The organism is Streptomyces sp. NPDC048506 (assembly GCF_040651315.1).
Lineage (GTDB): Bacteria > Actinomycetota > Actinomycetes > Streptomycetales > Streptomycetaceae > Streptomyces.
On the sequence record NZ_JBEZIX010000067.1, the window covers coordinates 1 to 26778 of the forward strand.

22 protein-coding genes and 1 pseudogene are annotated in these 26778 nt (G+C 69.9%); 4 read left to right on the top strand and 19 right to left on the bottom strand.

The features are described from left to right. From AB0C96_RS37470 to AB0C96_RS37485, 4 genes and pseudogenes are all read left to right on the top strand, one after another. Positions 1–446 (top strand): annotated as a pseudogene (locus tag AB0C96_RS37470) (potassium-transporting ATPase subunit B); the annotation flags it as partial. A gap of 5 nt (positions 447–451) precedes the next feature. Further along, positions 452–1063, top strand: a complete 612-nt coding sequence (gene kdpC / locus AB0C96_RS37475; RefSeq protein WP_362924039.1) for a potassium-transporting ATPase subunit KdpC — start codon at positions 452–454, stop codon at positions 1061–1063. A gap of 115 nt (positions 1064–1178) precedes the next feature. Continuing rightward, the gene (locus AB0C96_RS37480) at positions 1179–1862 is read left to right on the top strand and encodes a response regulator transcription factor (RefSeq protein WP_362924041.1); all 684 of its coding nucleotides are present in this window, start codon (positions 1179–1181) and stop codon (positions 1860–1862) included. A gap of 50 nt (positions 1863–1912) precedes the next feature. Further along, the gene (locus AB0C96_RS37485; RefSeq protein WP_362924043.1) at positions 1913–4459 is read left to right on the top strand and encodes a sensor histidine kinase KdpD; all 2547 of its coding nucleotides are present in this window, start codon (positions 1913–1915) and stop codon (positions 4457–4459) included. 157 nt (positions 4460–4616) lie between these two features. Here AB0C96_RS37485 and AB0C96_RS37490 read toward each other — a convergent pair whose 3' ends face one another. The 19 genes from AB0C96_RS37490 to AB0C96_RS37580 all read right to left on the bottom strand — a co-directional run bounded on the left by AB0C96_RS37490 (position 4617) and on the right by AB0C96_RS37580 (position 26766). Further along, positions 4617–5069, bottom strand: coding sequence for an ester cyclase (locus tag AB0C96_RS37490; protein WP_362924045.1), 453 nt, complete (start codon positions 5067–5069; stop codon positions 4617–4619). A gap of 46 nt (positions 5070–5115) precedes the next feature. Continuing rightward, a complete protein-coding gene (locus tag AB0C96_RS37495; protein ID WP_362924047.1) occupies positions 5116–5436 on the bottom strand; it encodes a nuclear transport factor 2 family protein in 321 nt (106 codons plus the stop codon). Between the two features lies 1 nt (position 5437). Next, positions 5438–6943, bottom strand: coding sequence for an ATP-binding protein (locus tag AB0C96_RS37500; RefSeq protein WP_362924049.1), 1506 nt, complete (start codon positions 6941–6943; stop codon positions 5438–5440). Continuing rightward, complete coding sequence (locus tag AB0C96_RS37505; protein WP_362924051.1) at positions 6940–8163, bottom strand: transposase; 1224 nt, start codon at positions 8161–8163, stop codon at positions 6940–6942. The genes AB0C96_RS37500 and AB0C96_RS37505 overlap by 4 nt, the downstream gene beginning before the upstream one ends. 468 nt (positions 8164–8631) lie before the next feature. After that, positions 8632–10203, bottom strand: a complete 1572-nt coding sequence (locus AB0C96_RS37510) for a Na+/H+ antiporter (RefSeq protein WP_362924053.1) — start codon at positions 10201–10203, stop codon at positions 8632–8634. Next, a complete protein-coding gene (glgB, locus tag AB0C96_RS37515) occupies positions 10200–12095 on the bottom strand; it encodes a 1,4-alpha-glucan branching protein GlgB (protein ID WP_362924055.1) in 1896 nt (631 codons plus the stop codon). Before glgB ends, AB0C96_RS37510 begins: the two co-directional genes overlap by 4 nt. Then, positions 12089–14293 (bottom strand): alpha-1,4-glucan--maltose-1-phosphate maltosyltransferase, encoded by a 2205-nt coding sequence (locus AB0C96_RS37520; RefSeq protein ID WP_362924057.1) that lies wholly within the window; start codon positions 14291–14293, stop codon positions 12089–12091. Before AB0C96_RS37520 ends, glgB begins: the two co-directional genes overlap by 7 nt. Before the next feature lie 40 nt (positions 14294–14333). Next, on the bottom strand, positions 14334–15515 hold the full coding sequence (gene glgA, locus AB0C96_RS37525) for a glycogen synthase (protein WP_362924059.1): 1182 nt from the start codon (positions 15513–15515) through the stop codon (positions 14334–14336). Next, positions 15515–16834: a sugar phosphate nucleotidyltransferase gene (locus tag AB0C96_RS37530; RefSeq protein WP_362924061.1), complete on the bottom strand. Its 1320-nt coding sequence runs from the start codon at positions 16832–16834 to the stop codon at positions 15515–15517. The genes glgA and AB0C96_RS37530 overlap by 1 nt, the downstream gene beginning before the upstream one ends. A gap of 13 nt (positions 16835–16847) precedes the next feature. Beyond that, a complete protein-coding gene (locus AB0C96_RS37535; protein WP_362924063.1) occupies positions 16848–17600 on the bottom strand; it encodes a MinD/ParA family protein in 753 nt (250 codons plus the stop codon). A gap of 49 nt (positions 17601–17649) precedes the next feature. After that, the gene (locus AB0C96_RS37540) at positions 17650–18906 is read right to left on the bottom strand and encodes a SpoIIE family protein phosphatase (RefSeq protein ID WP_362924065.1); all 1257 of its coding nucleotides are present in this window, start codon (positions 18904–18906) and stop codon (positions 17650–17652) included. 7 nt (positions 18907–18913) lie between these two features. Next, complete coding sequence (locus AB0C96_RS37545; RefSeq protein WP_362924118.1) at positions 18914–19372, bottom strand: ATP-binding protein; 459 nt, start codon at positions 19370–19372, stop codon at positions 18914–18916. Between the two features lie 19 nt (positions 19373–19391). After that, the gene (locus AB0C96_RS37550; RefSeq protein WP_362924067.1) at positions 19392–19703 is read right to left on the bottom strand and encodes an STAS domain-containing protein; all 312 of its coding nucleotides are present in this window, start codon (positions 19701–19703) and stop codon (positions 19392–19394) included. A gap of 110 nt (positions 19704–19813) precedes the next feature. Further along, on the bottom strand, positions 19814–21919 hold the full coding sequence (glgX, locus tag AB0C96_RS37555) for a glycogen debranching protein GlgX (protein ID WP_362924069.1): 2106 nt from the start codon (positions 21917–21919) through the stop codon (positions 19814–19816). Beyond that, positions 21916–22263 carry an STAS domain-containing protein gene (locus tag AB0C96_RS37560; RefSeq protein WP_362924071.1) on the bottom strand — a complete coding sequence of 116 codons (348 nt, stop codon included), beginning with the start codon at positions 22261–22263 and terminating at the stop codon, positions 21916–21918. Before AB0C96_RS37560 ends, glgX begins: the two co-directional genes overlap by 4 nt. Further along, on the bottom strand, positions 22263–24161 hold the full coding sequence (locus AB0C96_RS37565) for an AGE family epimerase/isomerase (RefSeq protein WP_362924072.1): 1899 nt from the start codon (positions 24159–24161) through the stop codon (positions 22263–22265). Before AB0C96_RS37565 ends, AB0C96_RS37560 begins: the two co-directional genes overlap by 1 nt. Beyond that, positions 24154–24624 (bottom strand): VOC family protein, encoded by a 471-nt coding sequence (locus AB0C96_RS37570; RefSeq protein WP_362924074.1) that lies wholly within the window; start codon positions 24622–24624, stop codon positions 24154–24156. Before AB0C96_RS37570 ends, AB0C96_RS37565 begins: the two co-directional genes overlap by 8 nt. Then, positions 24624–25226: a DJ-1/PfpI family protein gene (locus AB0C96_RS37575; RefSeq protein WP_362924076.1), complete on the bottom strand. Its 603-nt coding sequence runs from the start codon at positions 25224–25226 to the stop codon at positions 24624–24626. The genes AB0C96_RS37570 and AB0C96_RS37575 overlap by 1 nt, the downstream gene beginning before the upstream one ends. Continuing rightward, the gene (locus AB0C96_RS37580; RefSeq protein ID WP_362924077.1) at positions 25219–26766 is read right to left on the bottom strand and encodes a GMC oxidoreductase; all 1548 of its coding nucleotides are present in this window, start codon (positions 26764–26766) and stop codon (positions 25219–25221) included. Before AB0C96_RS37580 ends, AB0C96_RS37575 begins: the two co-directional genes overlap by 8 nt. Between the last annotated feature and the right edge of the window lie 12 nt (positions 26767–26778).

Consider the following 26778-nt stretch of genomic DNA (forward strand, 5'->3'; position numbering starts at 1 on the left):
ACACCGGTACCTCGGCCGCCAAGGAGGCCGGGAACATGGTGGACCTGGACTCCAACCCGACGAAGCTCATCGAGATCGTCGAGATCGGCAAGCAGTTGCTGATCACCCGGGGTGCGCTGACCACCTTCTCGATCGCCAACGACGTCGCGAAGTACTTCGCGATCATCCCGGCCATGTTCTCGGTGGCCTACCCGGGCCTGGACAAGCTCAACATCATGGGCCTGGCCTCGCCCGAGTCCGCGATCCTGTCGGCGGTCATCTTCAACGCGCTGATCATCATCGCACTGGTGCCGCTGGCCCTGAAGGGCGTGCAGTACCGGCCGATGAGCGCGGACAAGATGCTGCGCCGCAACCTGGGCATCTACGGCCTGGGCGGCCTGATCGCCCCGTTCATCGGCATCAAGCTGATCGACCTGCTCATCTCCCTCATCCCCGGAATCGGGTGACCGCCATGAACAACTCCGTCACCAGCACGCTCCGTCTGGCATGGGCCTCACTACGCATCCTGCTGGTCCTCACGGTCGTGTGCGGCGTCATCTACCCGCTGGTCGTCACCGGCATCGCGCAGGCGGCCTTCCACGACAAGGCCAACGGGTCCGAGGTGAAGGTCGACGGCAAGGTCGTGGGCTCCGAGCTCATCGGCCAGAGCTGGAACTTCAAGGGAACGGACAAGCCCGATCCCAAGTGGTTCCAGGGCCGTCCGTCCAACAGCACGTACGACCCGATGGCCACCGGCTCCAGCCAGCTCGGTGCGAGCGACCCCACGCTGGTGAAGAACGTGAAGGCGGCGAAGAAGCAGGTCGCCGAGTTCAACGCCGTACCGCAGTCCGAGGTCCCCAAGGACGCGGTCACCGGTTCGGCCTCCGCCATCGACCCCGGTATCTCGCCCGACTACGCCGAGATCCAGGTCAAGCGTGTGGCCGAGCACAACCGGCTGAGCGTCGGGCAGGTCGAGAAGCTGGTGAGGGCCAACACCGCCGGCCGTTCCGCCGGCTTCCTCGGCGAGCCCGCGGTGAACGTGCTCAAGCTGAACATCGCGGTGAGGGAACTCGCCAAGAAGTGAGTGCCCGCGTCGCGGGTGGCCGGCATGGGGGACCGGCCACCCGCGACGCCGCGTTCTTCGCGTACGACCGACAGAGATTCGCGTACGACCAGCAGAAAACAGAAAGGTGACACCGATGACCCGTGTGCTGGTGGTCGAGGACGAACCACCTCTCGTACGGGCCCTTGAGATCAATCTGAAGGCACGCGACTACGACGTGGACACCGCGCCCGATGGCGCACAGGCCCTGCGCCTGGCCGCCGCACACCCACCGGACGTCGTCCTGCTCGACCTCGGTCTGCCGGACATGGACGGCCTCGACGTGATCAAGGAGCTACGCGGGTGGAGCCGGGCGTCGATCCTGGTGGTCTCCGCCCGCCGGGCCTCCGACGAGAAGGTCACCGCGCTCGACGCGGGCGCCGACGACTACATCACCAAGCCGTTCAGCATGGACGAGCTGCTGGCCCGGCTGCGCGCCGCGGCCCGCAGAATCGATACGGCCAAGCCGTCCGACGAAGCCACGGTGATCGTGACGGAGGACTTCACACTCGACCTCGCCGCCAAGAAGGCCCGGCGCGACGGGCGCGGCGTCCGGCTGACCCCGACCGAGTGGCACCTGCTGGAGGTGCTCGTGCGCAACAGCGGGCGGCTCGTCGGCCAGCAGCAGCTGCTGGAGGAAGTATGGGGTCCGTCACACAGCACGCAGACCAACTATCTTCGCGTCTACATGGCCCAGCTCAGGCGCAAACTGGAGCCTGATCCGGCACACCCGAAGCACTTCTCCACCTCGCCCGGCATGGGCTACCGCTTCGACGCCTGACAACCCGGGCTTCGAGCCCCTGACCAAGACGACATGGAGAGCGGGAGCACGTGGGACGCGGCAAGCTTCGGATATACCTGGGCGCGGCACCGGGCGTCGGCAAGACGTACGCGATGCTGTCGGAGGCGCATCGGCGCGTGGAGCGCGGCACGGACTGCGTGGTCGCCTTCGTCGAGCACCACGAGCGACCGCGCACCGAGGTGATGCTGCACGGCCTGGAGCAGCTCCCGCGCAAGGAAATGGAGTACCGCGGCACGGTCTTCACCGAGATGGACGTGGACGCGATCCTGGAGCGCAGGCCGGCCGTGGCGCTGGTCGACGAGATGGCGCACACCAACGTCCCCGGCTCGCGCAACACCAAGCGCTGGCAGGACATCGAGGAGCTGTTGGAAGCCGGGATCCATGTGATCTCGACGGTGAACATCCAGCACCTGGAATCCCTCGGGGACATCGTCGAGTCGATAACGGGTGTGCGGCAGAAGGAGACCGTCCCCGACGAGGTGGTGCGCCGCGCCGACCAGATCGAACTGGTCGACATGTCGCCCCACGCGCTGCGCCGCCGGATGGCGCACGGCAACATCTACAAGCCCAACAAGGTCGACGCGGCGCTGTCGAACTACTTCCGGCCCGGCAACCTCACCGCGCTGCGCGAACTGGCGCTGCTGTGGGTGGCCGACCGGGTCGACGAATACCTCCAGGAGTACCGGAGCGAGCACAAGGTCTCGAAGATCTGGGGCTCCCGCGAGCGCATCGTCGTCGGTCTGACGGGCGGCAGCGAGGGCCGCACCCTCATCCGGCGCGCCGCCCGCCTCGCCGAGAAGGGCGCCGGCGGCGAAGTGCTCGCCGTCTACATAGGCCGCAGCGACGGACTGGCCGCCGGCTCGCCCAAGGAACTCGCCGTCCAGCGCACCCTCATCGAGGACCTGGGCGGAACTTTCCACCACGTGATGGGCGAGGACGTCCCTTCCGCCCTGCTCGAATTCGCCCGGGGCGTCAACGCCACCCAGATCGTGCTGGGGTCGAGCCGCCGCAAGGCGTGGCAGTACATCTTCGGGCCCGGCGTCGGCGCGACCGTCGCTCGCGACTCCGGCCCCGACCTCGACGTCCACATCGTCACGCATGAGGAGGTCGCCAAGGGACGCGGGCTCCCGGTCGCCCGCAGCGCGCGGCTGGGACGGCCCCGGATCATCTGGGGCTGGTTGGTCGGATCGGTGGGGCCGGCCCTGCTGACCCTGCTGCTGTTGCAGGTGGGGGCGGTCCTGGGGCTCGCCAACGACATGCTGTTGTTCCTGGTACTGACGGTTGCCGCGGCGTTGCTGGGCGGGCTGGTTCCGGCGCTCGCCTCGGCCGTGGTCGGCTCGCTCCTGCTCAACTGGTTCTTCACCCCGCCCGTGGGCCGCCTCACCATCGCGGACCCCAAGAACATCCTTGCGCTCATCATCTTCGTCCTGGTGGCGATCTCGGTCGCGTCAGTCGTCGACCTCGCCGCCCGACGCACCCATCAAGCCGCCCGGCTGCGCGCCGAGTCGGAGATCCTCTCCTTCCTGGCAGGCAGCGTGCTGCGCGGCGAAACCACCCTCGACGCCCTCCTGGAGCGGGTGCGCGAAACCTTCGCGATGGATGCGGTGGCACTTCTGGAGCGGGAGAACGACACGGCCCCCTGGACCTGCTCGGGCAGCGTGGGCGACGTCAGCCCGCTCGAACGCCCCGAGGACGCGCACGTCGACATGCCCGTCGGCGACCATATGGCTCTCGCGCTCACCGGCCGTGTCCTGCCCGCCGAAGACCGTCGCGTGCTGGCGGCCTTCGCGGCGCAGGCCGCCGTCGTCCTCGACCGCCAGCGCCTGCAATCCCAGGCCGACCACGCCCGCGAACTGGCCGAGGGCAACCGCATGCGCACCGCGCTGCTCGCCGCCGTCAGTCACGACCTGCGCACTCCCCTGGCCGGCATCAAGGCCTCCGTGACCTCCCTGCGCTCCGACGACATCGAATGGTCCGACGAGGACCAGGCCGAACTCCTCGCGGGCATCGAGGAGGGCGCCGACCGCCTCGACCACCTCGTCGGCAACCTCCTCGACATGTCCCGGCTCCAGACCGGCACCGTCACGCCCCTGATCCGCGAGATCGACCTCGACGAGGTGGTGCCGATGGCGCTCGGCGGCGTGCCCGAGGACAGCGTCATCCTCGACATCCCCGAAGAGCTGCCGATGGTCGCCGTCGACCCGGGGCTGCTGGAACGGTCGGTGGCCAACGTCGTCGAGAACGCGGTGAAGTACAGCCCGGACGGCGAGTCCGTGCTGGTGTCCGCCAGCGCGCTCGGTGACCGCGTCGAAATACGGGTGGCCGACCGCGGCCCCGGCGTCCCCGACGATGCCAAGGACCGCATCTTCGAGCCCTTCCAACGCTACGGCGACGCCCCGCGGGGCGCGGGCGTCGGCCTCGGCCTGGCGGTCGCCCGAGGCTTCGCCGAAGCCATCGCGGGCACCCTCACCGCCGAGGACACCCCCGGCGGCGGCATGACCATGGTCCTCACCGTCCCCACCGCCGCCGGCCACCTGGCGACCCGGCCCGACCTTCCGGCCGCCGTCACTTCGTAATGCGTCAGCGCTCCGCGCGTCGATCCGAAGGGCATCGGCCGGTCCCGTTCACATCCGCGGGTCCGGCCGATGAAGCCCGGCCGGTCGTCGAGGTTGCGCATGGGCGGGATCCCGAGACCGCAGGACCGGCACGAGGGGGCCCGGGCGGCACCCACACTCATCGATCGACGCTGCCCGACGTCTCTTCCGGAGTGGTCAGTTGCTGATGGATGCCCCAGAGGTCGAGCTGCGCCCACTGCCCGGTCACCCTGCCGTCGTTCACGTGCACGATGCGGATGGCCTGGAACGAGACCTTGCGCCCCGTCGCCGGTATGCCCAGGAACTCCCCCACGTGCGTCGCCTCCACGCGGAAGCGGATGGTGACGGCGTCCGGGCCTTCGACGACCTCCTCTTCGTGCATTTCCAGGCCGGTCCAGGGCCGGACCATGTTCTTCTCGTAGTGGGTGAGTGCGGTCTCGAAGTCGGTGAGCCAGTCGGTGAGTCCGAGGCACTTCTCGCGCCAGTTGTCGGCGTCGATGAACCGAGCCGCGCCTTTCAGGTCGCCGGCGAGCAGGCAGGCGTTCCAGGCTCGGTAGGTTTCCAGTGCTCCGGTCTTCGAGAGGGGCGCCATGGGGATTTCCTTTCTCCGTGGTCCGGTTGAACAGTCAGCCGTTGGGTCAGTCACCGAGGAATCCGGCCGTCTGCCGCCAGATCTTTCCGTCTCGCAGCACCAGCGTTCCCAGGGCGCCTCTCTCCTGCCCGCCCACATTCATTATGGCTCGGTAGAACAGCGTGTCAGCGCATTCGGCGTACTGCCGCAATTCCACGAGCCGCGGCTTGAGGGTGAGGTAGGCGGAGAGCGTCGCCCGGATCTGCTCGGTGCCGACGCATACTCCGTCGAATCTGAGGAGGCTCGCATCGGGCGTATAGTTCTCCATCACCGCATCTATGTCGCCCGCGGCGAGGGCTGCCAATTGGCGTTCGAGAACGGCGTGCATATCAGGCGCTTCCTCTCGTGCGTGTTCCGTCGGCCGGTATGCGGACGACCATCCAGGTGTCGCCCGGTGTCGAGCGTGCGGTGAGCGATCCGCCGTGCCGTTGGGTGACGATCCGGTACGACAGGTGCAGCCCGAGGCCGGTCCCTTTGCCCACGTCCTTGGTGGTGTAGAACGGCTCGAAGATCCGGGAGAGCGAGTCGACCGGGATTCCGTGGCCGGTGTCGCCGATCTCGACGGTCAGGCAGCTTCCCTGGAGGCAGGTGCGCAGGGTGAGTGTTCCTTGTCCGCCCATGGCGTCCACCGCGTTGTCGATCAGATTGGTCCACACCTGGTTGAGTTCGGTGGGATAGCCGGTCACCGGAGGGAGGTCCGGCGCGAAGTCGCGGACGATCCGCACTCCGGACAGCTGGTGCCGCATCATGGTCAGCGTGGCTTCCAGTCCGTCGGCCACGGAGAACCGCTGCCGAGGGGTGCGGTCGAGGTTGGCGTAGTCCCGGGTCGCGGCCACCAGTGCGGAGATCCTCGGGCCCGCCGACTGGAGCTGGTCCGTCAGCGCGCGGGCTTCGAGGAGCGCGGACAGTTGGTCGAGCGCCGCGGCGACGACGTCCGGTCCCATGCCCGCCACCCGTGCGGCCGCCCAGTCCTGGTCCAGTCCTCGCTCGGCCAGGGCGGTGGCCAGTGGCTCTGGTCGCACTGCGCCGTGTTCTGCCGCCCAGTCGCCCAGGGCGTCCTCGCGGTCCGCGAGGGCGAGGGGATCGGTGTCGGCGGTGGGTGGGGTGCGTGCGATCTCGCCGATCATCTCGTTCAGGACGGAGCGTTCCCGGTCATCGGCCACGTCTCCCCAGTGCTGTGCGGTCGCGCCGAGCCGGTCGATCACCGGTCCCAGGTCCTGTGCGGCACGGGCCACCGCCGCCGCAGGGTTGTTGAGCTCGTGCGCCAGGCCGGCGGCCAGTGTCCCCAGGGCGGTGACCGTGGCCCGGTTCCTGGCCTGGATCTCCGACGATGTGATGCGCCAAGCGAGGACGGGCAGGAGTACACGCGCCACGGTCGGGCAGCGCACCAGCATGTCGCAGAAGGCCTGTTTGGGGCAGGTGAGGACCGCTGTGGGACCGAAGGCGGTGGCGGTGGCCAGATAGCTGCCGTCGGTCAGCAACGGCAGCTCTCCGGTGAAGCGGTGGGCCGCCGACGGTTTGCCGTGGTGCCCCTCGCCAGGGCGCGGGCGGGTGCTGTGCCGGGTGAGCAGTTCCTCCCGGCCGTCCACGACTTTGGTCACGAGGAGTTCCCCCTCCAGGAGCACGTAGAAGTGGGTCGCCGGCTCGCCGTCCCGGAACAGGGTCTCGCCGTCCCCCAGGGACCGCTCCTCGGTCACCGCGGAAAGCCAGTCCAGCTGGCCGTCGGTCAGCTCCGCGAAGAGCTCGATCTCCCGAAGTCGCTTACGGTGCTGGGGGGTTGCGTCTGGTGTCGGCGTACGGGGTGTTGGTGCATCTGTTGCCGTTGTCTCGGTCATCGCGTCCCGATCAGCGGTCGTAACGGGGAGGCCGACGAGTACGGCGCGCGAGTGCGCCGGTCCGCCCGGGAAAGGACGGATATCGCATGCGCGATGGAGACGAGGGTGGAGTGGTGGTGCCAGCCCCGGAAGGACCGCCCGGCGAAGTCGCGGACGCCCACGCGGTCACAGACCTCATGGAGGTCCTGGGACACCCGCCTGGCGAGTTTGGCGATCCGGAAGAGCGCCGAGGAGGAGAGGTGGCAGACGTTGGACAGCCAGAATTCCGTGGGGCGGGCGATCGCCGGGTTCGTCCAGGCTCCGACCAGGAGGAGCGGCGGCGTCCCCGTCGCGCGTGCCATGTGGCCGACGGGCGTAGGGAGGCCCACGCGGGTGCCGACCACCTTGCTGACCCGGTGCCGCGACTGGCCGACGTCCCGCCACTCCACCGCCCCCGCCTGGTCCTTCAGTGCCTCCGCGAGCCGGAGCGCTGGGAGGATGCGCTGTTCGCAGACTGCCGGTCTGGGGTCGGCGGCGATGACGGGGGCGGAGCCCTCGATGCGGAGCACGAACGGGATGCGGTGCCCGGTGAACGCCCTCGCGGCTCCGGGTAGGTCCGCTTTGGTCACGGACATCACCACCGGTCGCGGCGTGAGGCGCCACTCCTTCGCCATTTCGACCACGGAGTCGATGGCGCACTGCACCGGAGTCCTGGCCCTGATGTGATCGGGAATCGCGGCCCGTTTGCGCTGCTCCGGTCCGGCCACCCAGCTGGCCGGCAGGGCGAGCTGCCAGTCCACCGGGCAGCTGGACTCCTCCGACGCCAGCCAGACGCCGGAGCTCTGCTGGCAGTTCGCCACTTTGCCCAGACCGGTGGCGTATTGGCGCTCGACTCCGACCGAGTGCTTCCCGGCCTTCGGCACGGCGAGTGGTTCGACGATCCAGGAGAGCGGCTGGATCTCGCGGTCCAGATAGCCCGCGAGGGCCTGCCGTACCGGCCTCCAGTCCCAGGGAGAGCTGCTGATGAACTGCTGGAGACTCTGCATGGCCGCGTTGCCGGCCACGTCCGCGATGGCCTGCATCGTCTTGCGTCCCTCCGCCAGGAGGAGTCCACGTATGTACAGTTCGCCCCAGCGCCGTTGATCACTTCTGGGGATGGAGGCGAGCAGCATCCCGCACAGTTCCTCGACACGGTCCTGGGAAAGCCACTGTGAGTCGAGCCCTTCGAACCCGGCGTCCACACAAATCCCTCCTCGCAACACAGCGCGAAACCAAAATGGCGGGAAAGATTCACTGAAACGGGCAGGCCGAGGCATGCGAAAATGCCCTTCGGCCGGTGGGGTTCCCGGATACAGTCCGCACTCACTGCACTCGATTAAACGTTGAACGATTTACTCAGAGTGCCGACCGTCAAGCCGCATCACACCGATCGTGAGAACGTCTCTGGATATCCATACGCTCGGCGCATGAATGAATTTCCGTCAGCCATTAAACTGGACCGCACAAGTTCGGCCAACCTGGCAGGCTGCGCCTTAGCGCGTTCTATATACGCGGCACGAGGCCTGACCGGCGGACTGACCAAGGAAACGAATTGGCGCGGTTCCCGGCAAAAGGGGGCGTTGCCCACTGCACTTGACAAAACAGGCCGATCCTTGATGACAGTCCGACCGCACGTGGGCAGAGCCACCCCGGCCCCCCACCGCACCCCGTCAGTCGCGGCAGAGCACCGCTTCCTCCAGGTCGAGATCGTGCATGACGCGCCGCAGCACCTCGTCGTTGATCCGGCCCTCCCCGCGGAGCCGGACGAACACCTGGCGCTCGGCGGCGAGCATCTCCCTGCGCAGCCGCCGGTACGCGGCGGTCGGGGTTTCGGTACTTCCCGGCCGGCTGTGTGCCGTCAGCCTCTCCCAGGCCGTGTGGCGCCGATGCTCGGCCAACTCCCGGAGCCTGTCGACCACATGCCCGGGCGTCGTGCCGTGGCCGGCGGTCAGCAGCTCCTCCACCCGGGTCCAGGCGGCACGGGCGGCAGCGTCCTGCGCCAGCGCCTCCGCCAGGTCGTCCTGGTCCGCCTGCCGGTCCTCTCCCAGGCCGATGCGGCGCACGACGACGGGGAAGGTGAGTCCCTGCAACAGGAGCGTGCCGAGGACCACCGCGAAGGCGAGGAACAGCAGCAGGTCGCGATGGGGCATCCCGGGCGGGACCGCGAAGGCGGCGGCGAGTGAGACCACTCCCCGGATTCCGGCCCAGGAGATCAGGGCGGGAAGCTGCCACGGCGGCGACGGGTCACGCTCCCGGATCCGCGCCGACATCCGGCGTGGCAGGTACGTCGCCGGGAAGATCCAGCAAATGCGCGCAAGCATGACCGCGGCGAGGACCGCGACGGCGTAACCGCCGAGCGCGGACGCGTCCGTCGTGTGCAACGCCTGGAGCACGGGCGGCAGTTGAAGGCCGATGAGGGCGAAGACCACGGACTCCAGCAGGCAGGTGCTGAGCTTCCAGGTGGCCCTCTCCTGCAACCGTGCCTCATGCGACGCCCCCGTGGAGTGGTGGCCGAGGTACAGCCCCGCGGCGAGCACGGCGAGGACGCCGGAGGCGTGACACGACTCGGCGACGGCGTAGGCCGCGAAGGGGACGACCAGCGACACGGCGTTCTCCGTCACGGCGTCGGCGAGCCAGCTCCGCAGCCGCCGGACCAGTACCGCGAGCAACAGGCCCACGGCGACCCCGCCGCAGGAGGCGAGCAGGAACCCGCTCACTCCCTGGAGGAAGGAGGTCGCGCCGCCGAGGGCCACGGCCACGGTGAGCCGGAAGGCCGTCATGCCGGTGGCGTCGTTGACGATGCTCTCCGCGACCAGGATGGTGGCGATCCGTCGCGGCAGCCCCAGCCGCCGGGCGATGGAGACGGCCGCCACCGCGTCGGTGGGCGCCAGGATCGCGCCCAGGACGAAGGCCACTGCCCACGGCAGACGGGGAATGACCGTGTGGGCCACGACGCCGACCACGGCCACGGTGAACAGCACCAGGCCGATGGAGAGCAGACCGATCGGGCGCGCATTGGCCCGCAGATTCAGATACGAGCTCTCCAGAGCGTCGGAGTACACCAGCGGCGGCACGAAGACCAGCAGCGCGAGATGCGGGTCGAGGTGGTAGTCGGGGACTCCTGGAAGGAAGGAGACCAGGAGCCCGGTGACGACGAGGGCGATGGGCGCGGAGATGCCGGCCCGCCGCGCCGCGGCGGCCACCAGCGTCGCCCCGACCACGAGAAGCAGCACATCCGTCATAGGTGCTCCGGGGTGAGCCAGAGCGCGCCGAGTGGAGGGAGCACCACCGAGGCACGGGCCGGGAACCCCTGCCAACTGCGCGGCTCGGCGCGCACCCCTCCGAGGTTTCCCACTCCGCTCCCGCCGTAGCACCGCGCGTCGGTGTTGAGGACCTCCCGCCACTCCCCCGCACCGGGAAACGCGAGCGGGTGGGAACACCTCGTCTGCGGGGCGAAGTTGTACACGCAGACGAGCGGGTTGCCGTCGGCGTCGTAGCGTACGAAGGAGAGGACGTTCTCCCCGGCCGCGTCCGCGTCGATCCATCGGAATCCGTACGGTGCGGAGTCCCCCTGCCACAGTGCCTCGGTGCCTCGGTAGAGCCGGTTGAGGTCACGGACCAGATCGCGCACCCCTCGGTGGTCGGCGGCCCCGGGCGCGGAGGCGTCGAGCAGGTCCCACTCCAGCGCCCCGTCGTGCCACCACTCCGCCGACTGCGCGAACTCCTGCCCCATGAAGAGCAGTTGCTTGCCCGGGTGGGCCCACATGAAGGCGAGGTAGGCGCGGAGGTCGGCGAACCGGTGCCGTCGGTCGCCCGGCATCTTCCCGAGGAGCGAGCCCTTGCTGTGCACCACCTCGTCGTGGCTGATGGGCAGGACGTAGTGCTCTGCATGGGCGTAGGCCATGGGGAAGGTCATGTTGGTGTGGTGGTGCTGCCGGTGCACGGGGTCCTGGCGCATATAGCCGAGGGAGTCGTGCATCCACCCCATGTTCCACTTCAGGCCGAAGCCGAGCCCACCGGCGTCGGTGGGGCGGGTGACGCCGTCCCAGGCGGTGGATTCCTCGGCGATGGTGAACGCTCCGGGGCACCGCCGGTGGACGGTGGCGTTGAGCTCCTGGAGGAAGGCGATCGCGTCGAGGTTCTCCCGTCCGCCGTGCGCGTTGGGCCGCCACTGACCGTCTTCCCGGGAGTAGTCGAGGTAGAGCATCGAGGCGACCGCGTCCACCCGCAGCGCGTCGATGTGGAACTCCTCGCACCAGTAGACGGCGTTGGCGACCAGGAAGTTGCGGACCTCGGGGCGGCCGTAGTCGAAGACGAGGGTCCCCCAGTCGGGGTGCACGCCCCGGAGCGGGTCGGGGTGTTCGTACAGCGGGAAGCCGTCGAACCGGGCCAGAGCCCAGTCGTCCTTGGGGAAGTGCGCGGGCACCCAGTCGAGGATCACCCCGATCCCCGCCCGGTGGCAGGCGTCGACGAGGTGGCGGAAGTCGTCGGGGCTGCCGAGCCGACCGGTCGGGGCGTAGTAGGAGGTGATCTGGTAGCCCCAGGAGCCGCCGAAGGGGTGCTCGGCGACCGGCATCAGCTCGATGTGGGTGAAGCCCAGGTCCTTGGCGTACGCCGGCAGGACCTCGGCGAGCTGCCGGAAGGACAGGCCGGGGCGCCACGAGCCGAGGTGGACCTCGTAGACGCTCATCGGTGCCTCGTGGGGCCGGCGGGTGGTGCGTCCCGCCATCCACTCCGCGTCCGTCCACCGGTGCCGGGAGGCGTAGATCCGCGAGGCCGTTCCCGGCGGGCACTCGGCGGAGAAGGCGAAGGGGTCGGCCTTCTGCCGCCACCGGCCGTCCACGCCGCGGATCTCGTACTTGTACAGGTCCCCTTCGCCCGCCTCCGGGACGGACAGCGTCCAGACGCCGGACGATCCGTGGCGCCGCATGGAGTAGGTACTACCGTCCCAGCCGTTGAAGTCTCCGACGACGCGGACGGCGTGCGCGCCCGGTGCCCACACGGCGAAGGAGGTCCCGTTCGGGCCGGGGTGAGCGCCCATCACCCGCCAGAGCTGCTCGTGCCGGCCCTCTCCGATCAGGTGGAGGTCGAACTCTCCGAGGGACGGGGCAAGGGTGTCGATGAGGGTCACCATGAACTCCTAGAGGTCCTAGAGGTCCTAGAGGTCCTGGTCAGAGGTCGGATGGTGAGGACGTGGGCGACCTGGTGGCGGCTCGGATCGAGCCGTACGTAGTTCTCCCGGCCCCAGCGGTAGGTCGCCCCGCTCAGTTCGTCGTGCGCATCGAAGGCGGCGTCCTGTTCCAGACCGAGTGCGGACAGGTCGAGGCAGACGGTGCCGTGCTGTGGGTAGTGGGGGTCGAGGTTGATCACGACGAGCACGGTGTCCGTGCCGTCCGGTGTGGCGAGGTGCTTGGAGAAGCAGATGAGCGCGTCGTTGTCGCTGCTGTGGAGGCGCAGGTTGCGCAGGTGGTGGAGGGCGGGGTGCTGCTCGCGGATCCGGTTGAGGGTGGTGAGGAGCGGTGCGAGGGAACGGCCCTCGGCTTCTGCGGCGGCCCAGTCCCGGGGCCGGTACTCGTACTTCTCGGAGCGTGCGTACTCCTCCCGCCCGGGTGCGGCGGGCGACGCCTCGCACAGCTCGAAGCCGGCGTAGACGCCCCAGGTCGGGGAGGCCGTCGCGGCGAGTACCGCGCGGACCTGGAAGGCCGGGCGCCCGCCCCGCTGGAGGTACTCCGGGAGGATGTCCGGGGTGTTCACGAAGAGGTTGGGCCGGAGGTAGGCCGCGGACTCCTCGTCATCGCCGCCGGACAGCTCGCGGAGGTACGACTCCACCTCGTCGCGGGTGTTGCGCCAGGTGAAGTAGGTGTACGACTGGTGGAAGCCGACCCGGGCGAGGGTGCGCAGCATCGCCGGCCGGGTGAACGCCTCGGAGAGGAAGAGCACGTCCGGGTCGGTGCGGTGGACGTCAGCGAGCAGACGCTCCCAGAACGCCACCGGTTTGGTGTGCGGGTTGTCGACCCGGAAGATCCGCACTCCCTGGGCGATCCAGTGCCGCAGCACGTGCGCGCAGGCGGCGTGGATGCCGTCGGGGTCGGCGTCGAAGTCGAGGGGGTAGATGTCCTGGTACTTCTTGGGCGGGTTCTCGGCGTAGGCGATCGAGCCGTCCGCCCGGTGCCGGAACCATGCGGGGTGCTCCTGCACCCAGGGGTGGTCCGGCGAGCACTGGAGCGCGAAGTCCAGCGCCACCTCCATCCCGAGGTCGTGGGCGGTGCGCACGAAGTCACGGAAGTCCGCCGCGGTGCCGAGCTCCGGGTGGACGGCGTCATGGCCGCCGGCCGGGGAACCGATCGCCCACGGGGATCCCGGGTCGTCCGGGCCCGCGGTGAGGGTGTTCCCCGGGCCCTTGCGATGGCTGGTGCCGATCGGGTGGATCGGCGGCAGGTACACGACCTGGAAGCCCATGGCGGCGATGGCGGGAAGCCGTCGTGCGGCGGTGCGGAAGGTGCCCGAGCGGGGTGGGCGACGGCCGGTCGGATCGACCACGGCCCCTTCGGAGCGCGGGAAGAATTCGTACCAGGCGCCGTAGAGAGCGCGTTCCCGGTCCACCCGGAGGGGCAACTCCGGTGCAGGCGTGAGGAGTTCGCGGAGCGGGTGCTGTTCCAGCGCCCGGGTCACCTCGGGCGCCAGCGCGGCGGCGAGCCGTACGGCCTTCGGGCGGCCGGTGTCCCTGAGGGCCGCGACCGCATCGGCGAGCAGCGGCTGGGCGGGGGTGCCCGCAACGGAGGGAGCGAGTGCCGCCCGGCCCAGCAGCCGGGCGCCGTCCTCCAGGGTCAGCTCCACATCGATGCCGGCGGGGATCTTGGCCTTCGCCGTGCGCCGCCAGGTGGCGATCGGGTCGCCCCATGCCTCGACGCGGTACGTCCACTCCCCCGTCCGGTCAGCGGTGACGTGCGCGGTGAACCGGTCGGTACCCGGCACCCGTTCCGTCATCCGGACCACTGGGCCAGGCTGCCCGTCGGGGCCGGTCAGCACCACGTGTGCGGCAAGCTTCTCGTGGCCTTCGCGGAAGATGGTGGCGGACACCTCGAAGGGCTCGCCCGGAACCGCTCGCGCCGGCCTGCGCCCGCCGTCGACCGAGGGCCTGATGTCGGTGATCAGGAGGCGCCCTACGGGGGCGGGGGGACGGACGTGGTCCAGCCGCGGTGGACGCAACTCCTCGTCGAGCAGCCGCGCCAGGACCACCCGCCCCAGGGGCCCCTTCCCGGTCGTCTCCACCGCTTCCGTCGTCTCCGTCGTTCCCGTCGTCTCGAACGTGCCGATCAGGTCGATCGTCATCGGACGTGGAACCTCCCTTTCCGTTGTCGGCCCACAGCACTCACACCACGGACCGGTAGATCTGATGGACCTGCGCGGTGATCGAGGACCAGGAGAAGTGCTCGGTCGCGCGGCGGCGGCCGGCCCGGCCCATCCGGCGGGCCCGCTCCGGGTCCGTCAGCAGTTCGTTGACGCGGGATGCGAAGTCCTTGGCGAAGGAGTCCGCCTCGGCGGGCTCGCCCCCGCTGCCCGGGGCCACCTCGATGGGGACCAGCAGCCCGGTCTCCCCGTCGGCGACCACTTCCGGGATGCCGCCGACGGCCGTGGCGACGACCGGCGTCCCACACGCCATGGCCTCCAGATTGACGATGCCCAGGGGCTCGTACACGGACGGACAGGCGAACACGTCGGCGTACGAGAGCAGTTGTCGCAGGGCGCCGCGGGAGAGCGGCTCCTGGACGTGCACCAGGTCGACGCCCTGGTCCCGCACGTCCTCCGCCAGTGCCGAGAATTCGGACGCGATCTCCGCGGTGTCCGGGGCGCTCACGCACATCACCAGCTGGGTGCCGTGGGCCAGATGCGGTGCGGCCCGCAGCAGGTGGAGCAGGCCCTTCTGGCGGGTGAGGCGGGCGACGCAGGCCACGGTGGGCCGGTCGGTACGGATGCCGAGCGGCGTCAGTTCCGCGGTGCCGGGGTCCGGGGCGAACCCCTCGGTGTCGATGCCGTTGTGGATCACCGCCACCCGGTCGGGGTCGAGTTCGGGGTAGCAGCGCAGGAGGTCGTCCCGCATCGCGTGGGAGACGGCGATCAGCCGGTCCGCTCCGAGCACCGCGGTGCGCTCGCAGAACAACGACAACTGGTAGCCGCCTGCGAGCTGTTCGGCCTTCCACGGGCGCAGCGGTTCCAGGCTGTGCGCGGTGAGCACATGCGGTGTCCCGTGCAGCAGCTTGCCGAGATGGCCGGCGAGGTTCGCGTACCACGTGTGGCTGTGCAGCACGTCGGCTCCGGCTGCCGCCGCTGCCATGGCCGGGGCGATGGCCAGCGCGCGCAGGGCGGGGTTGGCGCCGGTCAGTCCGCCCGGGGGCCGGTGGGCGGTGACGTACGGTTCCGGGCGCGGTTCGCCGAAGCAGTGCACCCGGAGGTCGACCAGCCGTCGCAGTTCCCTGGAGAGCTGGTCGACGTGGACGCCCGCACCGCCGTAGACGTCCGGCGGGTACTCCCGGCTCAGCAGGGCGATCCGCATCACGCCGCCTTCCCCAACCCGCGCAGGACGTCCTGCAAGCAGGACAGGTCGGCACCGGGCGGGATGCCGACGCCGCTGTGGACCTCCAGCTGCGGATGGACCCTGACCCCGCTCAGCCGGGTCCCTGCCGCGATCCGCACCTCGTCCCCCAGGGCGCAGAAGTCCGTGAGCACTACGGGTCGGTCGGCGGTGGAGCCGATGTCGACCATGGCCCCGAGGAAGGCGTCGGAGATCCTGGCGCCGGGGCCGATGATGCTGTGGTCGCCGCAGGCCACGCCCCGCAGCACACTGCCCGGGCCGATGTCGACGCCGTCTCCGATGTCGGAGTCGGCGAGGACCACTCCCGCGCCGATCTCCACGTCCCGGCCGATGCGGACGCCCGGGCCGACCCGGACCGTGCCCTCGTCGATCTTCTCGGCCAGGGTCCGCCCGGTGGTCTCGTCCTTCAGCTGGAGGCTGCTCCGATGGATCCGGGCGCCGGCGAAGGGGCTCGGCGGCGGGTCGATTCGGCTGCTGAGCAGCGGGTACTCGTCGCGGAGCACCTCGCGCAGGGTGGTGAGGTAGTCGCGGGGGCTGCCCAGATCGCCGAACCTGGCGATCGGGAACGAGGCCACCCGGTGGCCGTGCCCGGCGAGGTACGGCAGCAGGTCCCCGCCCCAGTCCAGGCTGCCGAGGGCGAGCGCGGCCAGCGCCGGTTCGCGTCCGGCCATCCGCAACCGGTCGCAGTCGACGAGGTACATGCCGGCGTTCGTCTCGACCTGGCTCCCACACCGGCCGAGCGTGCTGAGCTCCGGTTTCTCCAGGAAGCGCCGCACCAGCCCGTCCGGGCCGCGCTGTACCACCCCGTACTTGCCCGCGGCCTCGACGGGCGGGCGGAGCACGGAGGCGACGGTGACCACGGCGTCGGCGGCCCGGTGGGCGGCGACCATGGCATCGAGGTCGAAGTCGAAGACCGAGTCGGAGGGGAAGACCAGGGCCGGCCCACGGAGGTCCCAGTGCTCCAGGCAGCGCAGGGTGGCTTCCCCGGAGCCGGTGTTGCTGCGGTCGAAGCGGGTCCGGGAGTAGCGGACCTCCACGCCGAGCCGTTCGCCGTGTTCCAGGATCGCCTTGGTCTGGGCGCGGTTCTGCCCGCCGTTGGCCGCCACGAAGAACCGGTCGACGCCCTGGCACCGCAGGGTCTGCACCGCCCACTCGATCAGGCTGCGGCCGGCCAGGCTCATGGCGGCCTTGCTGCGCAGACAGTCCGGGGAGATCAGCGTCAGCGGCCGGGCGCGTACGCCCCGTCCGCCGACCAGTGCTATCCCGGAAACAGCGTCCATCGTTACCGTCACCTCAGTCCTCGTCCATCAGGGAAGGAATCACCGCACGGAACTGGGCCACCACGGGATGTTCGGGGTGGGCCGCGGCGAACAGCCGGTCGCCCGCGACACAGGCCAGCTCCGGTGCGTAGGGGAGCACTGCCGTCGCCTTCATTCCGTAGGCGGCTTCGGCGCGCTGCCCGGCCTGGTGCCCGTCCATGCCCGGCGGCACCATGTTCACCACCAGCGCGCGGCGCGAGCAGCCGAGCTGGTGGGCGAACTCGACGGTCTCGCCCGCTCCGGTGAGATCGAGCCGGCAGGACCTGGTGACCACGATGAGGCGGTGCGCGCTGGCCACTGCGGTCACCGTTTCGTTGTTGATGCCCGCGTGGGTGTCGAGCAGGAGCAGGTCGAGCCGCAGCGCCTCGATGAGCCGGTCGAAGCCTTCGCGCAGCAGACCGACGTCGTACCCCTGGGCGATGATTTCGTGGATCCCGGAGGCTTCCGCCCGCGCCGGCACCAGGAAGAGGGCGCCGTCGCCGGGGGCGATGGGCAGGGGGACTGCCGCGTCCTCGACCTCGCACCGTCCGATCAGGTAGTCGGCGAGGGTGGCCCGGGGCGCGAGCTCCGTCAGCCCGAAGAGGACATGGGCCGCCGGCGACTGGATGTCGGTGTCCACGAGCGCGACCCGGCGTCCGGAGTCGGCCATCAGCCGGGCGAGGTTCGCCGCGATACTGGATCGCCCGGTACCGCCGCGGTGCGAATGCAGTGCGATGATCTGTGCCATGGGCCGTCCGATCGTGTCCGGTCGTGGTCGAGCCCTGCTCCGAGACGCGTCAGGCCGGTGTGATCGCCCGGCTCACGGCCATCATGGTGATGTCGTCGTGCTGTTCGGCCGACCCGCTGTGCTCCTGGAGGGCACCCTCGATACGGGCGAGTAGCGCCCGGCCGGACGCCACCGGCTCCCGCAGCAGTTCGAGGACGCGGTCGTCGCCGAAGAACTCGCCCTGTGCGTTGCGGGCTTCGGGCACGCCGTCGGTGTAGACGAAGAGCGTGTCCCCCGGTCGTACCCGTGCGTACCCCAGGGAGAAGTCACAGTCAGGGATGACGCCGACGGCCGGGCCGGTGGGCTCCAGGGGGTGCGGCTCACCGCCTTCCCGGGGGACCAGCAGCGGTGGGTTGTGGCCGCCGTTGATGTAGACGAGGTTGCCGGTGGCCGGGTCCAGGACGCTGAAGAACATGGTCGCGAAGTAGCCCTGGCCGCTGTGGTTGCGGGTGAGGTAGCCGTTGGTGCCGACCACCGCGTTCATCAGCGGTGTGGCACCCACGACCGGGATCATGTGGGCACCGCCGGGGCTGCCTTCGCCATCGGCGGGCAGCAGCGGTTGATGTCCCGTCATGAGGCTCTGCAAGCCGCTGTGTTCGGCGGTGTGTCGGAGCAGGCTGCGGATCAGCGCCATGAAGAGGGCCGCCCCGACGCCCTTGTCGCAGACGTCCGCCACGACCAGCGCCAGCCTGCGACGGTTGACCATCTCGAAGACGTCGTAGAAGTCGCCTGCCACGTTCCGGGCCGGCCTGAAGCGCACATCGAGGTCCCAGCCGTCGAGCGTCGGCAGCCCCTCGGGCAGGAATCCCTCCTGGATCTCTCGCCCGATCCTCAACTCCCTTTCGTAGCTGAGCAGTTCGGCCTGGGCCTCCACCTCCTCCATGGTCCGGCTCAGCCTGGCCCGTTCGTAACAGCTGCGCAGGCGGGCCCGGACCAGGGAGGGGAGGAAGGGCGGTACGAGGTAGTCGTGGCCGAGCTTGATGTGTGGGTCGATGGCGGTGAAGTCCTGCTCGGTATAGACCACCACGATCGGGGTCCGGCCCGTCTCGCCCATCCGCCGGCTCACCGCCCGGACGGTGCGCGGCGGCATGGCCGCCGGTGCCAGCAGCACCTCGGCCGCGGGAGCCGGTTCCTCGCTGCCGACGGCGCCGAGCGCTTCGTCCGGGGTGCACACCGTGACGGCCACGTCCTCGTGGGCGAGCGCGGTCAGCAGGTCGGGGGGCGGGTTCCTCTCCTGATGCACAAGGAGAGCCGTGACGTCGGACATGTCCGCCTCATTTCAGGGTGGGGTGGTCGCCGTACCGGTCGCCGGGGTGGTCGTCGTGCTCATGGCGCCGGATCACGAGGGTGCTGCTGTTGCGACCGTCGGCGTAGTGATGGCCGAAGCCGTCGAGCGCGGTGAGGGCGAGATGGATTCCCAGGCCCCCGATGGTGCGCTGCGCCAGCGGTAGCCGGGTCTGCGGGGGCACGCAGTGGGCAGCGGGGTCGAATCGGGGCGCGTCGTCCTCCATCCGGATCCAGACGGTGTCCTCGTCCATCCCGCCGACGATGCATAACTCCCCCGCGCTCCCGCGGTAGCCGTGCATGACCACGTTGGTGGCCAGCTCGTCGGTGGCGAGGCGCAACCGGTAGGAGTGCTCGTCCGAGAGCCCCGCCCGCCCGGCGAGGTCCAGTACGTAGCGCGCGATCTCGTCGAGGGAGGTCAGCGCGGCTGGCAGGCACAGGGCATTCATCTGCACGGCCCGCTCGCCGTCACTCGTCGACGAGGGTGACACTGCGGTCGAAGCCGGCCTGCCGGATCGTACGGGCCACGGGGACGCTCGCGCCGGTCACGGTGATCCGCACGTCGTCGCCCATCTTCTGCCGGGCGAAGACGAGGGAGCGCAGTCCGGCACTCGCCATGTAGGTGAGGTCATGGGCCCTGATGGCCACGTGGCCGACGCCGGCGGCCGCAGCCTTCTCGATCGTGTCGTGGAAGGCGGGGGCGCTGGAGGCGTCGAGTTCGCCGCTGAGTTCGATGGTCGCGGTGTCGGCCGAGGTGGTGACCGAGACGGAAAAGGGCACGGTGGATCTCCGCTTTCTTCAGGATTCTTCAGCCAGGTCGGTGGGTTCGTCCTCGATGAGGCCCCGTGAGCCCCGGTGAGGCTCTGTGAGGTCTGGTGCGTGCGGCGAGGTCAGGGGCGGGCGAGCAGGATCACCGTGGAGCGGGGCGCGATCCGGTAGTGCCCGGGGACCTCCAGGGGCGCCTCCTCGCCCGGCTCGTGGATGTCGTGCGGCGGCTCGGCGGCGGTGTCCGCGACCAGGTGCCACTCGGTCGCCAGTTCCGGCCGCGGCAGTTCGAGGTCATGGGGCTCCCAGTGGGCGTTCATCGCCACGTAGATCTGCTCGTCGCCGGAGCGCATCAGTGCCAGCAGGCGGCTCTCGGTGGACCAGTCGGGCTGCCAGGCCCGTACGCCGTGCCAGCTGATGTCAGCGGGGCCCTCTCGGTCCGCGCTCGACCCACCGGGGTGGCAGGGACTGCGCAACAGCGGGTGCGCGTGCCGGAAGGCGATCAGGGAACGGACGAAGCGGTGCAGCTCCTCGTAGCTGTCGCGCCGGTTCCAGTCGAGCCAGGACAGCTCGTTGTCCTGGCAGTAGGTGTTGTTGTTGCCGGACTGGGTGCGGGCCGTTTCGTCACCCGACAGCAGCATCGGCATGCCCTGACTGGTGAGCAGAACGGCCATGGCGTTCTTCATCTGCCGCATGCGCAGCCGCAGGACGTCCGGGTCGTCGGTGGGCCCCTCCACACCGCAGTTCCAGCTGTAGTTCCCGTCGGCCCCGTCGGCGTTGCCCTCCCCGTTGGCCTCGTTGTGCTTGGCGTCGTACGAGACCAGGTCGTGCAGGGTGAATCCGTCGTGCGCCGTGATGAAGTTGACGGAGGCGGTGGTGCCGCGGCCGGTGTAAAGGTCGGGTGAGCCGGCGAGCCGGGTCGCCAGCTCGCCGACGGTGCCCGGGTCCCCCCTGAGGAACCGGCGCACCGCGTCGCGGTACTTGCCGTTCCACTCCGCCCAGCGTCCGTAGGCGGGGAAGGTGCCCACCTCGTAGAGGCCGGCGGCGTCCCAGGCCTCCGCGATCAGCTTGCAGTGGCGCAGCACCGGGTCGTGGGCGAGTTGTTCCAGCAGCGGGGGGTTGGCCAGCGGGGTGCCGTCGGGGGCCCGGTCGAGGATGGCCGCCAGGTCGAAGCGGAAGCCGTCGATGTGGTACTGCGACACCCAGTGGCGCAGGCAGTTGAGGACGAAGTCGCGGACGACGGGGTGGTTGCAGTTGACGGTGTTGCCGGTGCCGCTGAAGTTGTAGTAGTCGCCGGCCGGCGTGAGCATGTAGTACGTGGCGTTGTCGAGGCCGCGGAAGGAGATCGTCGGGCCCTGTTCGTTGCCTTCCGCCGTGTGGTTGAAGACGACGTCGAGGACGACTTCGATGCCGGCCGCGTGCAACTCCTTGACCAGGGCCTTGAATTCGTCCGCCTGCATTCCGAAGCGGCCGGTCGCGGCATAGCCGGCCTTCGGGGAGAAGAAGCCGATGGTGTTGTAGCCCCAGTAGTCGAGGAGGGGCTCACCGGTCGCCGGGTCGCTGCGCGGGTTGTCGTGCTCGTCGAACTCGAAGACCGGCATGAGTTCGACGCAGTTGACGCCCAGCTCCGTCAGGTACGGGATCTTCTCCCGCAGCCCCGCATAGGTGCCGGGAGCGGTCACCCCGGAGGACGGGTGGCGGGTGAAGCCGCGTACGTGCAGTTCGTAGACGACCAGGTCCTGGGCCGGGATGTTCAGCGGTGCGTCGTCACCCCAGTCGAAGTCGTCGAAGACCATCCGGGAGCGGTACGGACAGGGACGGTCGCGGTCCGGTTCCGTGCCCCACTCGTCGCGTCCCGAGATCATCCGTGCGTAGGGATCGGTGAGGACGCGGGTGGCGTCGAACCAGTCGCCGTGCTCCGGGTCGAACGGACCGTCCGCGCGGAACCCGTACTCCAGGCTCTCGGCATCCAGTCCGAAGACGGTCATGGCGTAGACGCTGCCGACGCGGAACGACGGGAGGAACTCCAGCTCGGCCAGCGGTTCCCGGGCGCCGGGTTCGAACAGGACGAGCCACATCCGGGTGGCGCGGTCGGAGTAGACGGAGAAGTTGATGCCGCCGGGAACCAGGGTGGCTCCGAAGGGCATCGGGCTGCCGGCCCGAACGTCGTAGCCGGCGATGCGGTGGGTGGGGTAGGCGTCGATGCGGGCTCGGTTGTCGGTGGTGGTCATTCGCGCAGGGCTCCCGGGTCGCAGGTGGCCTTGTCGCGGATGTCGAAGAAGCCCAGGAACCCGGTGGAGGACATCACGAACCGGACCTCGTCCGACAGCCCGACCAGGATGGTGCGGGTCTCCTCCCGAAGTGCCCGCCGGTGCACCAGGAGCAGGGTGCGCAGTCCGGCGCTGGAGATGTAGGGCACCTTGGTCAGGTCGATGAGCGTGGTGCGGCTGCGCCCGACGAGCGGCAGGATCCGCTCCTGGAGCGCGGCCGAGGTCACGCTGGTGATCTCGCCTTCGAGTTCCACGACCGTGACGCCGTCCTGGTCCTGGGAGCGGACCGCAACCTCGGTCGTCATCACCGCGGCTCCGCTGTCCGGACCGGCTGGAGACGAACGCGTACCTTGGTCCTCCCCCGGCTGCCTCCCTCAGACTCCGTCTGGGCGGTACCCCCAGGAGGTGCGCCCGCCGTGGACTGCGGCAGACGCACGGTGAGGGCATCGGCGTCGTAGTCGTAGTACGGGTTGCCGTCGGCCTCGACCTCGGCGATCCGCACCGCCCCCGGGGGCAGCAGATCGGGGGCGACACGCAGCACTCCGCCCTCCAGTCCGGTCGGGTCCGGCATGAACCAGAAGTCCATCGGCCTGCCGTGGATCAGCAGGTTGTTGTAGACCGCGGCGAGGAAGCACAGCTCGGCGGAGTGGTACATGCTCATCGAGTGGCTTCCCTTGAGCCGTTCCGTGCCGAGCAGGTACGGCAGGCCGGAGGCGAGCACGTTGAAGTAGACGGCGCCCTCGTCGTGGTCGAGGAAGAAGGCGTTGTAGAAGGCCTCAGCCTGGCGCGCTTCGGACAGGAAGTCGTCGCGCCCGGTGATCCCATTGAGGATCAGATAGGCCAGGATCGCCTGCTCCTGCTGCCACCATGCCTTGCGGTCGTGCCAGGCGAAGCGGTGGGACCGTGCGCCGTCGCGGCGGACCCGCTCGACGACGTCGTACCAGCCGCCGCGCTGCCGGTCACTGCCGACCGCGGGCATCGACTCCCCGATGCTCACCGCCGTGTCGAGGTACTTCGGCTTGCCGCGGAGCGAGTGCATCCGCAGCAGGTTCCAGGCGATCTTGAGGTTGTGGCCGACGACCGCACGGTTCTGCTGCCAGCCGTGGGTGGTGTCGTGGGACCAGTCGCGGTGGAACCGCTCCTGGACGAAGGGGCTGTGTTTGCGGTCCGGGAAGTGCTCGACGATGGTGTCGAAGGTGTCCTCCAGCATGCGCGCGTAGCGGTCGTCGCCGGTCGCCAGGTAGAGGTTGATCAAGTAGGCCGGCGCGTGGTCGCCCACCGAGTTCCAGTTCTTGCGGTCTCTGTTGGGCCCCAGCGACTCGTGGTCGGCCCGGAAGAGGATGGGGTCGACATGCGAGTAGTACCCGCCGTGCTCCCGGTCGAGGAAGAACTTGTCGAACAGCCGCAGGGTCGCGTCGGCGTCGCTCCTGATCCTCGGGTCGGCGGTGATCCGGTAGGTCTGTACGGGACCGGCGAGCGCGTAGATCTGCTCGTACATCGGGATGGCGTCGTAGTCGTCGGAGAACTCCGAGGTGAACAGCTTCTTCTCGGTGTCCCCGTCGACGCTGAGCCCGTGGTACCAGTACACGACGTCTTCCTCGGGGTCGACGACGCGCATGTGCTCGCGCAGGTAGGCGGTGCCGCGCTCGGCCACGTCCAGGTACTCCTCGTTGCCGGTCAGCATGAAGGCCGAGGCCATGCCGTAGACCAACCGGGAGATGGTGTCGGTCTCCTGGACGTGGCCGGCGGTCTTGTCGCCGCCCAGCCGCAGCTGTGTCCGGTACTGCGTGTAGTCCACCGGCCCGTCGCCGAACTGGGCCCGGCGGTAGAAACCGGCGATGCTCTCCAGCTGCCGGATCCACCAGTCGGACTCCTCGAAGCGGAAGGTTCCGGACCGCCGGCCCGGGAAGATCAGCCGCTTGGCCTCGACGACGGTCTTCCCGCCCTCGGGGTAGAAGATCGCGTGGACGAAGAGGAACCGCCCGGGTTCCAGCATGGCGTCGAGATGGGCGCCGGCGCCGGTGTACGGCTCCTCCAGGTTGTGCAGGAGCTCCGCGGCCACCTCGTCGGTGAGGGTGACCTCGATGTCCCGTTCGTCCGCGGTGGCGAGGCGGAGAAGGCGGGCGTCGGGGTCGTACGCGGTGACCCAGCCGGCGATGGTGTCGGAGAAGGTGAAGTTCACCGCGTCGGGTACGTCAGGCATGGAGTGAGCCGTCCCTTTCACTGAGGGGTGCCGCATCGAGGTCGATCACGTCCTGGTCCCGGAATCCCTGGCCGACCTCGACGATCACGCCGTCGGGGTCGCGCAGCCAGACGGTCCGCCAGCCCGGGACGACGTCGTCGAAGCCCAGCGGCCCGAGCGTCACCTCGGCCTCGCCGCCCAGGGCGGCGAGGAAGTCGTCGACGCTGTCGGTCTGGAACGCGAGGTGGCGGACGCTGCCGGGCTGCGCCGGCCCGTCGGCCCGGACGGGACCCGTCGGATCCTGACCGGCCGGCGCTTCCCGGGCCGGGAAGAGTTCGAGGTAGGCGTCGCCGTTACGGAGGAAGACGATCTGCCGGTCACCGACCGGTACCACGCGAGCCCGGCGGAAGCCGAACCAGCGGGTGTAGAACTCCTCGGTCCGGTGCTGGTCGCGGCAGTTGAGGCCGACGTGTGCCCAGTGCATCAGCGGGCCCTCCGCTGGATCAGGAGATCGATGAGGGTGCGGGCGAAGAGGTGGTGGTGCTCGCCCGTACGTCCGGTGACCAGATCGCCGTCGACGACGACGTCCTGGTCCACGTACGCGGCGCCCATGTTCCGTACGTCGCCGACCAGATTGTTGTGGCAGACGACCTTGCGGCCGCGCACGGCCTGGGGAATCGAGGAGGCCAGCCACATGCCGTGGCAGATGATCCCCTTGACCACTCCGGGCTCGGCGAACGCGCGGCGCAGCAGCTCGGTGGCGGGTGCCAGGCGCTCGACGTCCTCGGTGTAGCGCAGCCGGTCGGCCACCATGCCGGAGGGCACGATCACGGCGGCGTACGCCCGGAGCTCCGCGTCGGCGAGGCCTTCGAGACCACGGTCGACGGTGAACGGGGCCCGGTGCTCGTGGCCGGTGAAGGTCAACTCGGGCTGGCCCCACAGCCGGGTGAGGAAGTCGACCCGGGCGCCTTCCTCCGCGAACCGGTGGCGGTAGTAGAAGATCTCGGGCTCGTAGAAGTCGCTCTCCATCAGCACCGCGATACGGGTGCCCGAGAGCGGGCCTTCCCTGAGCGCCACATCAGACATGGGTGACTCCCCTGATCAGGTCGGCGGCCTTCTCGGCGATCATCACGACCGCGGTGTGCGGATTACCGGAGGGCACTGCGGGCATCACGCTCGCGTCCACCACCCGCAGCCCCCGCACACCGTGGACGCGCAGCTGCGGATCCACGACCGAAAGGTCGTCGGTGCCCATACGGCAGGAGCCGGCCTGGTGGTGGTAACTGTCCGCGGTGCGCCGGACGAAGGCTCGGAGGTCGTGCTCGGTGGTGAGCGTGGGGCCGGGCCGGAGCTCCTGCTTGTTCCAGGGGGAGAAGGCCGCGGTGGCGGTGATCTCCCGGGCCAGCCGCACGCCCTGGACCAGGCGGTCCACGTCGGAGCGGTCGGCCAGGTAGTTGGGGTTGACCAACGGCTTGGCGAGCGGATCCGCGTGGGCGAGCCGGACCCAGCCGCGCGAGGCCGGGCGCACCACGCCGGGCAGGATGCTCACCGTGTCGGGGTGCTCCTCGGCGACGGAGGCGTCGAACGGGGCGTGGACGAAGGCCAGTTGGAGATCGGGGCTGGGCAGCCCGGGCGCGGACGTGGTGAACAGCGCGCTCTCGGAGAGGTTCTGCCGGGCCGCGGGCACCGCGGTGCGGGACTCGGTCATGACCGCGGTGAGCACGTGGTTGTGGAAGTTCTCCCCCACCCCGGGCAGCGCCGCGGACACGTCGATGCCGACCTCCCGGAGGTGATCCGGGCTGCCCAGGCCGGAGAGCATCAGCAGCTTGGGGGACTCGACGGCCCCGGCCGCGAGGATCACCTCGCCCGCGGCGCACACCCGGTGCAGGCCCGGCCGGACGGGTTCGCCGTGCGTGTCCCGCACCTCCCGGCCGTAGGTTCCGGGCTGTTCCGGCCGTTGGAGGTACTCCACCCCCACACAGGTGTCGTCGCCCACGGCGAGCCCGACGACCTGGGCGTTGCAGCGCAGGGTGAGGTTGCGGCGGTCCAGGGCCGGCTCCAGGTAGGCGGCGAGGACACCGCGCCGCCGACCGTCGACGACATCGAGCTGGTGCCAGCCGGCGCCCTGCATGACACCCGCGTTGAAGTCCGTGAGCCTCTCGTGGCCCAGTTCGGCGCAGGCGTCGAGGAAGGCCTGGGAGGCAGGGTTGGGGTCGTGCTGGGCGGCGGAGGTGGGCGGTGGGGTCTCCAGCCGCTCGAAGTACGGCCGGACGTCCGCGAAGGACCAGCCGGCGGCGCCCTGGTAGGCCCAGTTGTCGAAGTCCGAGGGGTGACCGCGGACGTGCATCATGAGATAGAGGTTGCTGCTGCCGCCCACCGCGCGGCCGCGCGGTTCCCGGGTCACCCGGCCGTTGAGGCCCGGCTGCGGGGTGCTGCGGTAGCGCCAGTCGATCCGCCCGCCGAGCAGCCCGAGCCATGCGCTCGGGTCGTCCACCTCCCGTGGGATGCATCCGCTCCCGGCCTCCAGCAGCAGGACGCGTACGCCGGGGTCCTCGGTCAGCCGGGCGGCCAGCACGCTGCCGGCGGTGCCCGCTCCGACGATGATGTAGTCGAACTCTTCCTTCATGGGTCTCTCCGG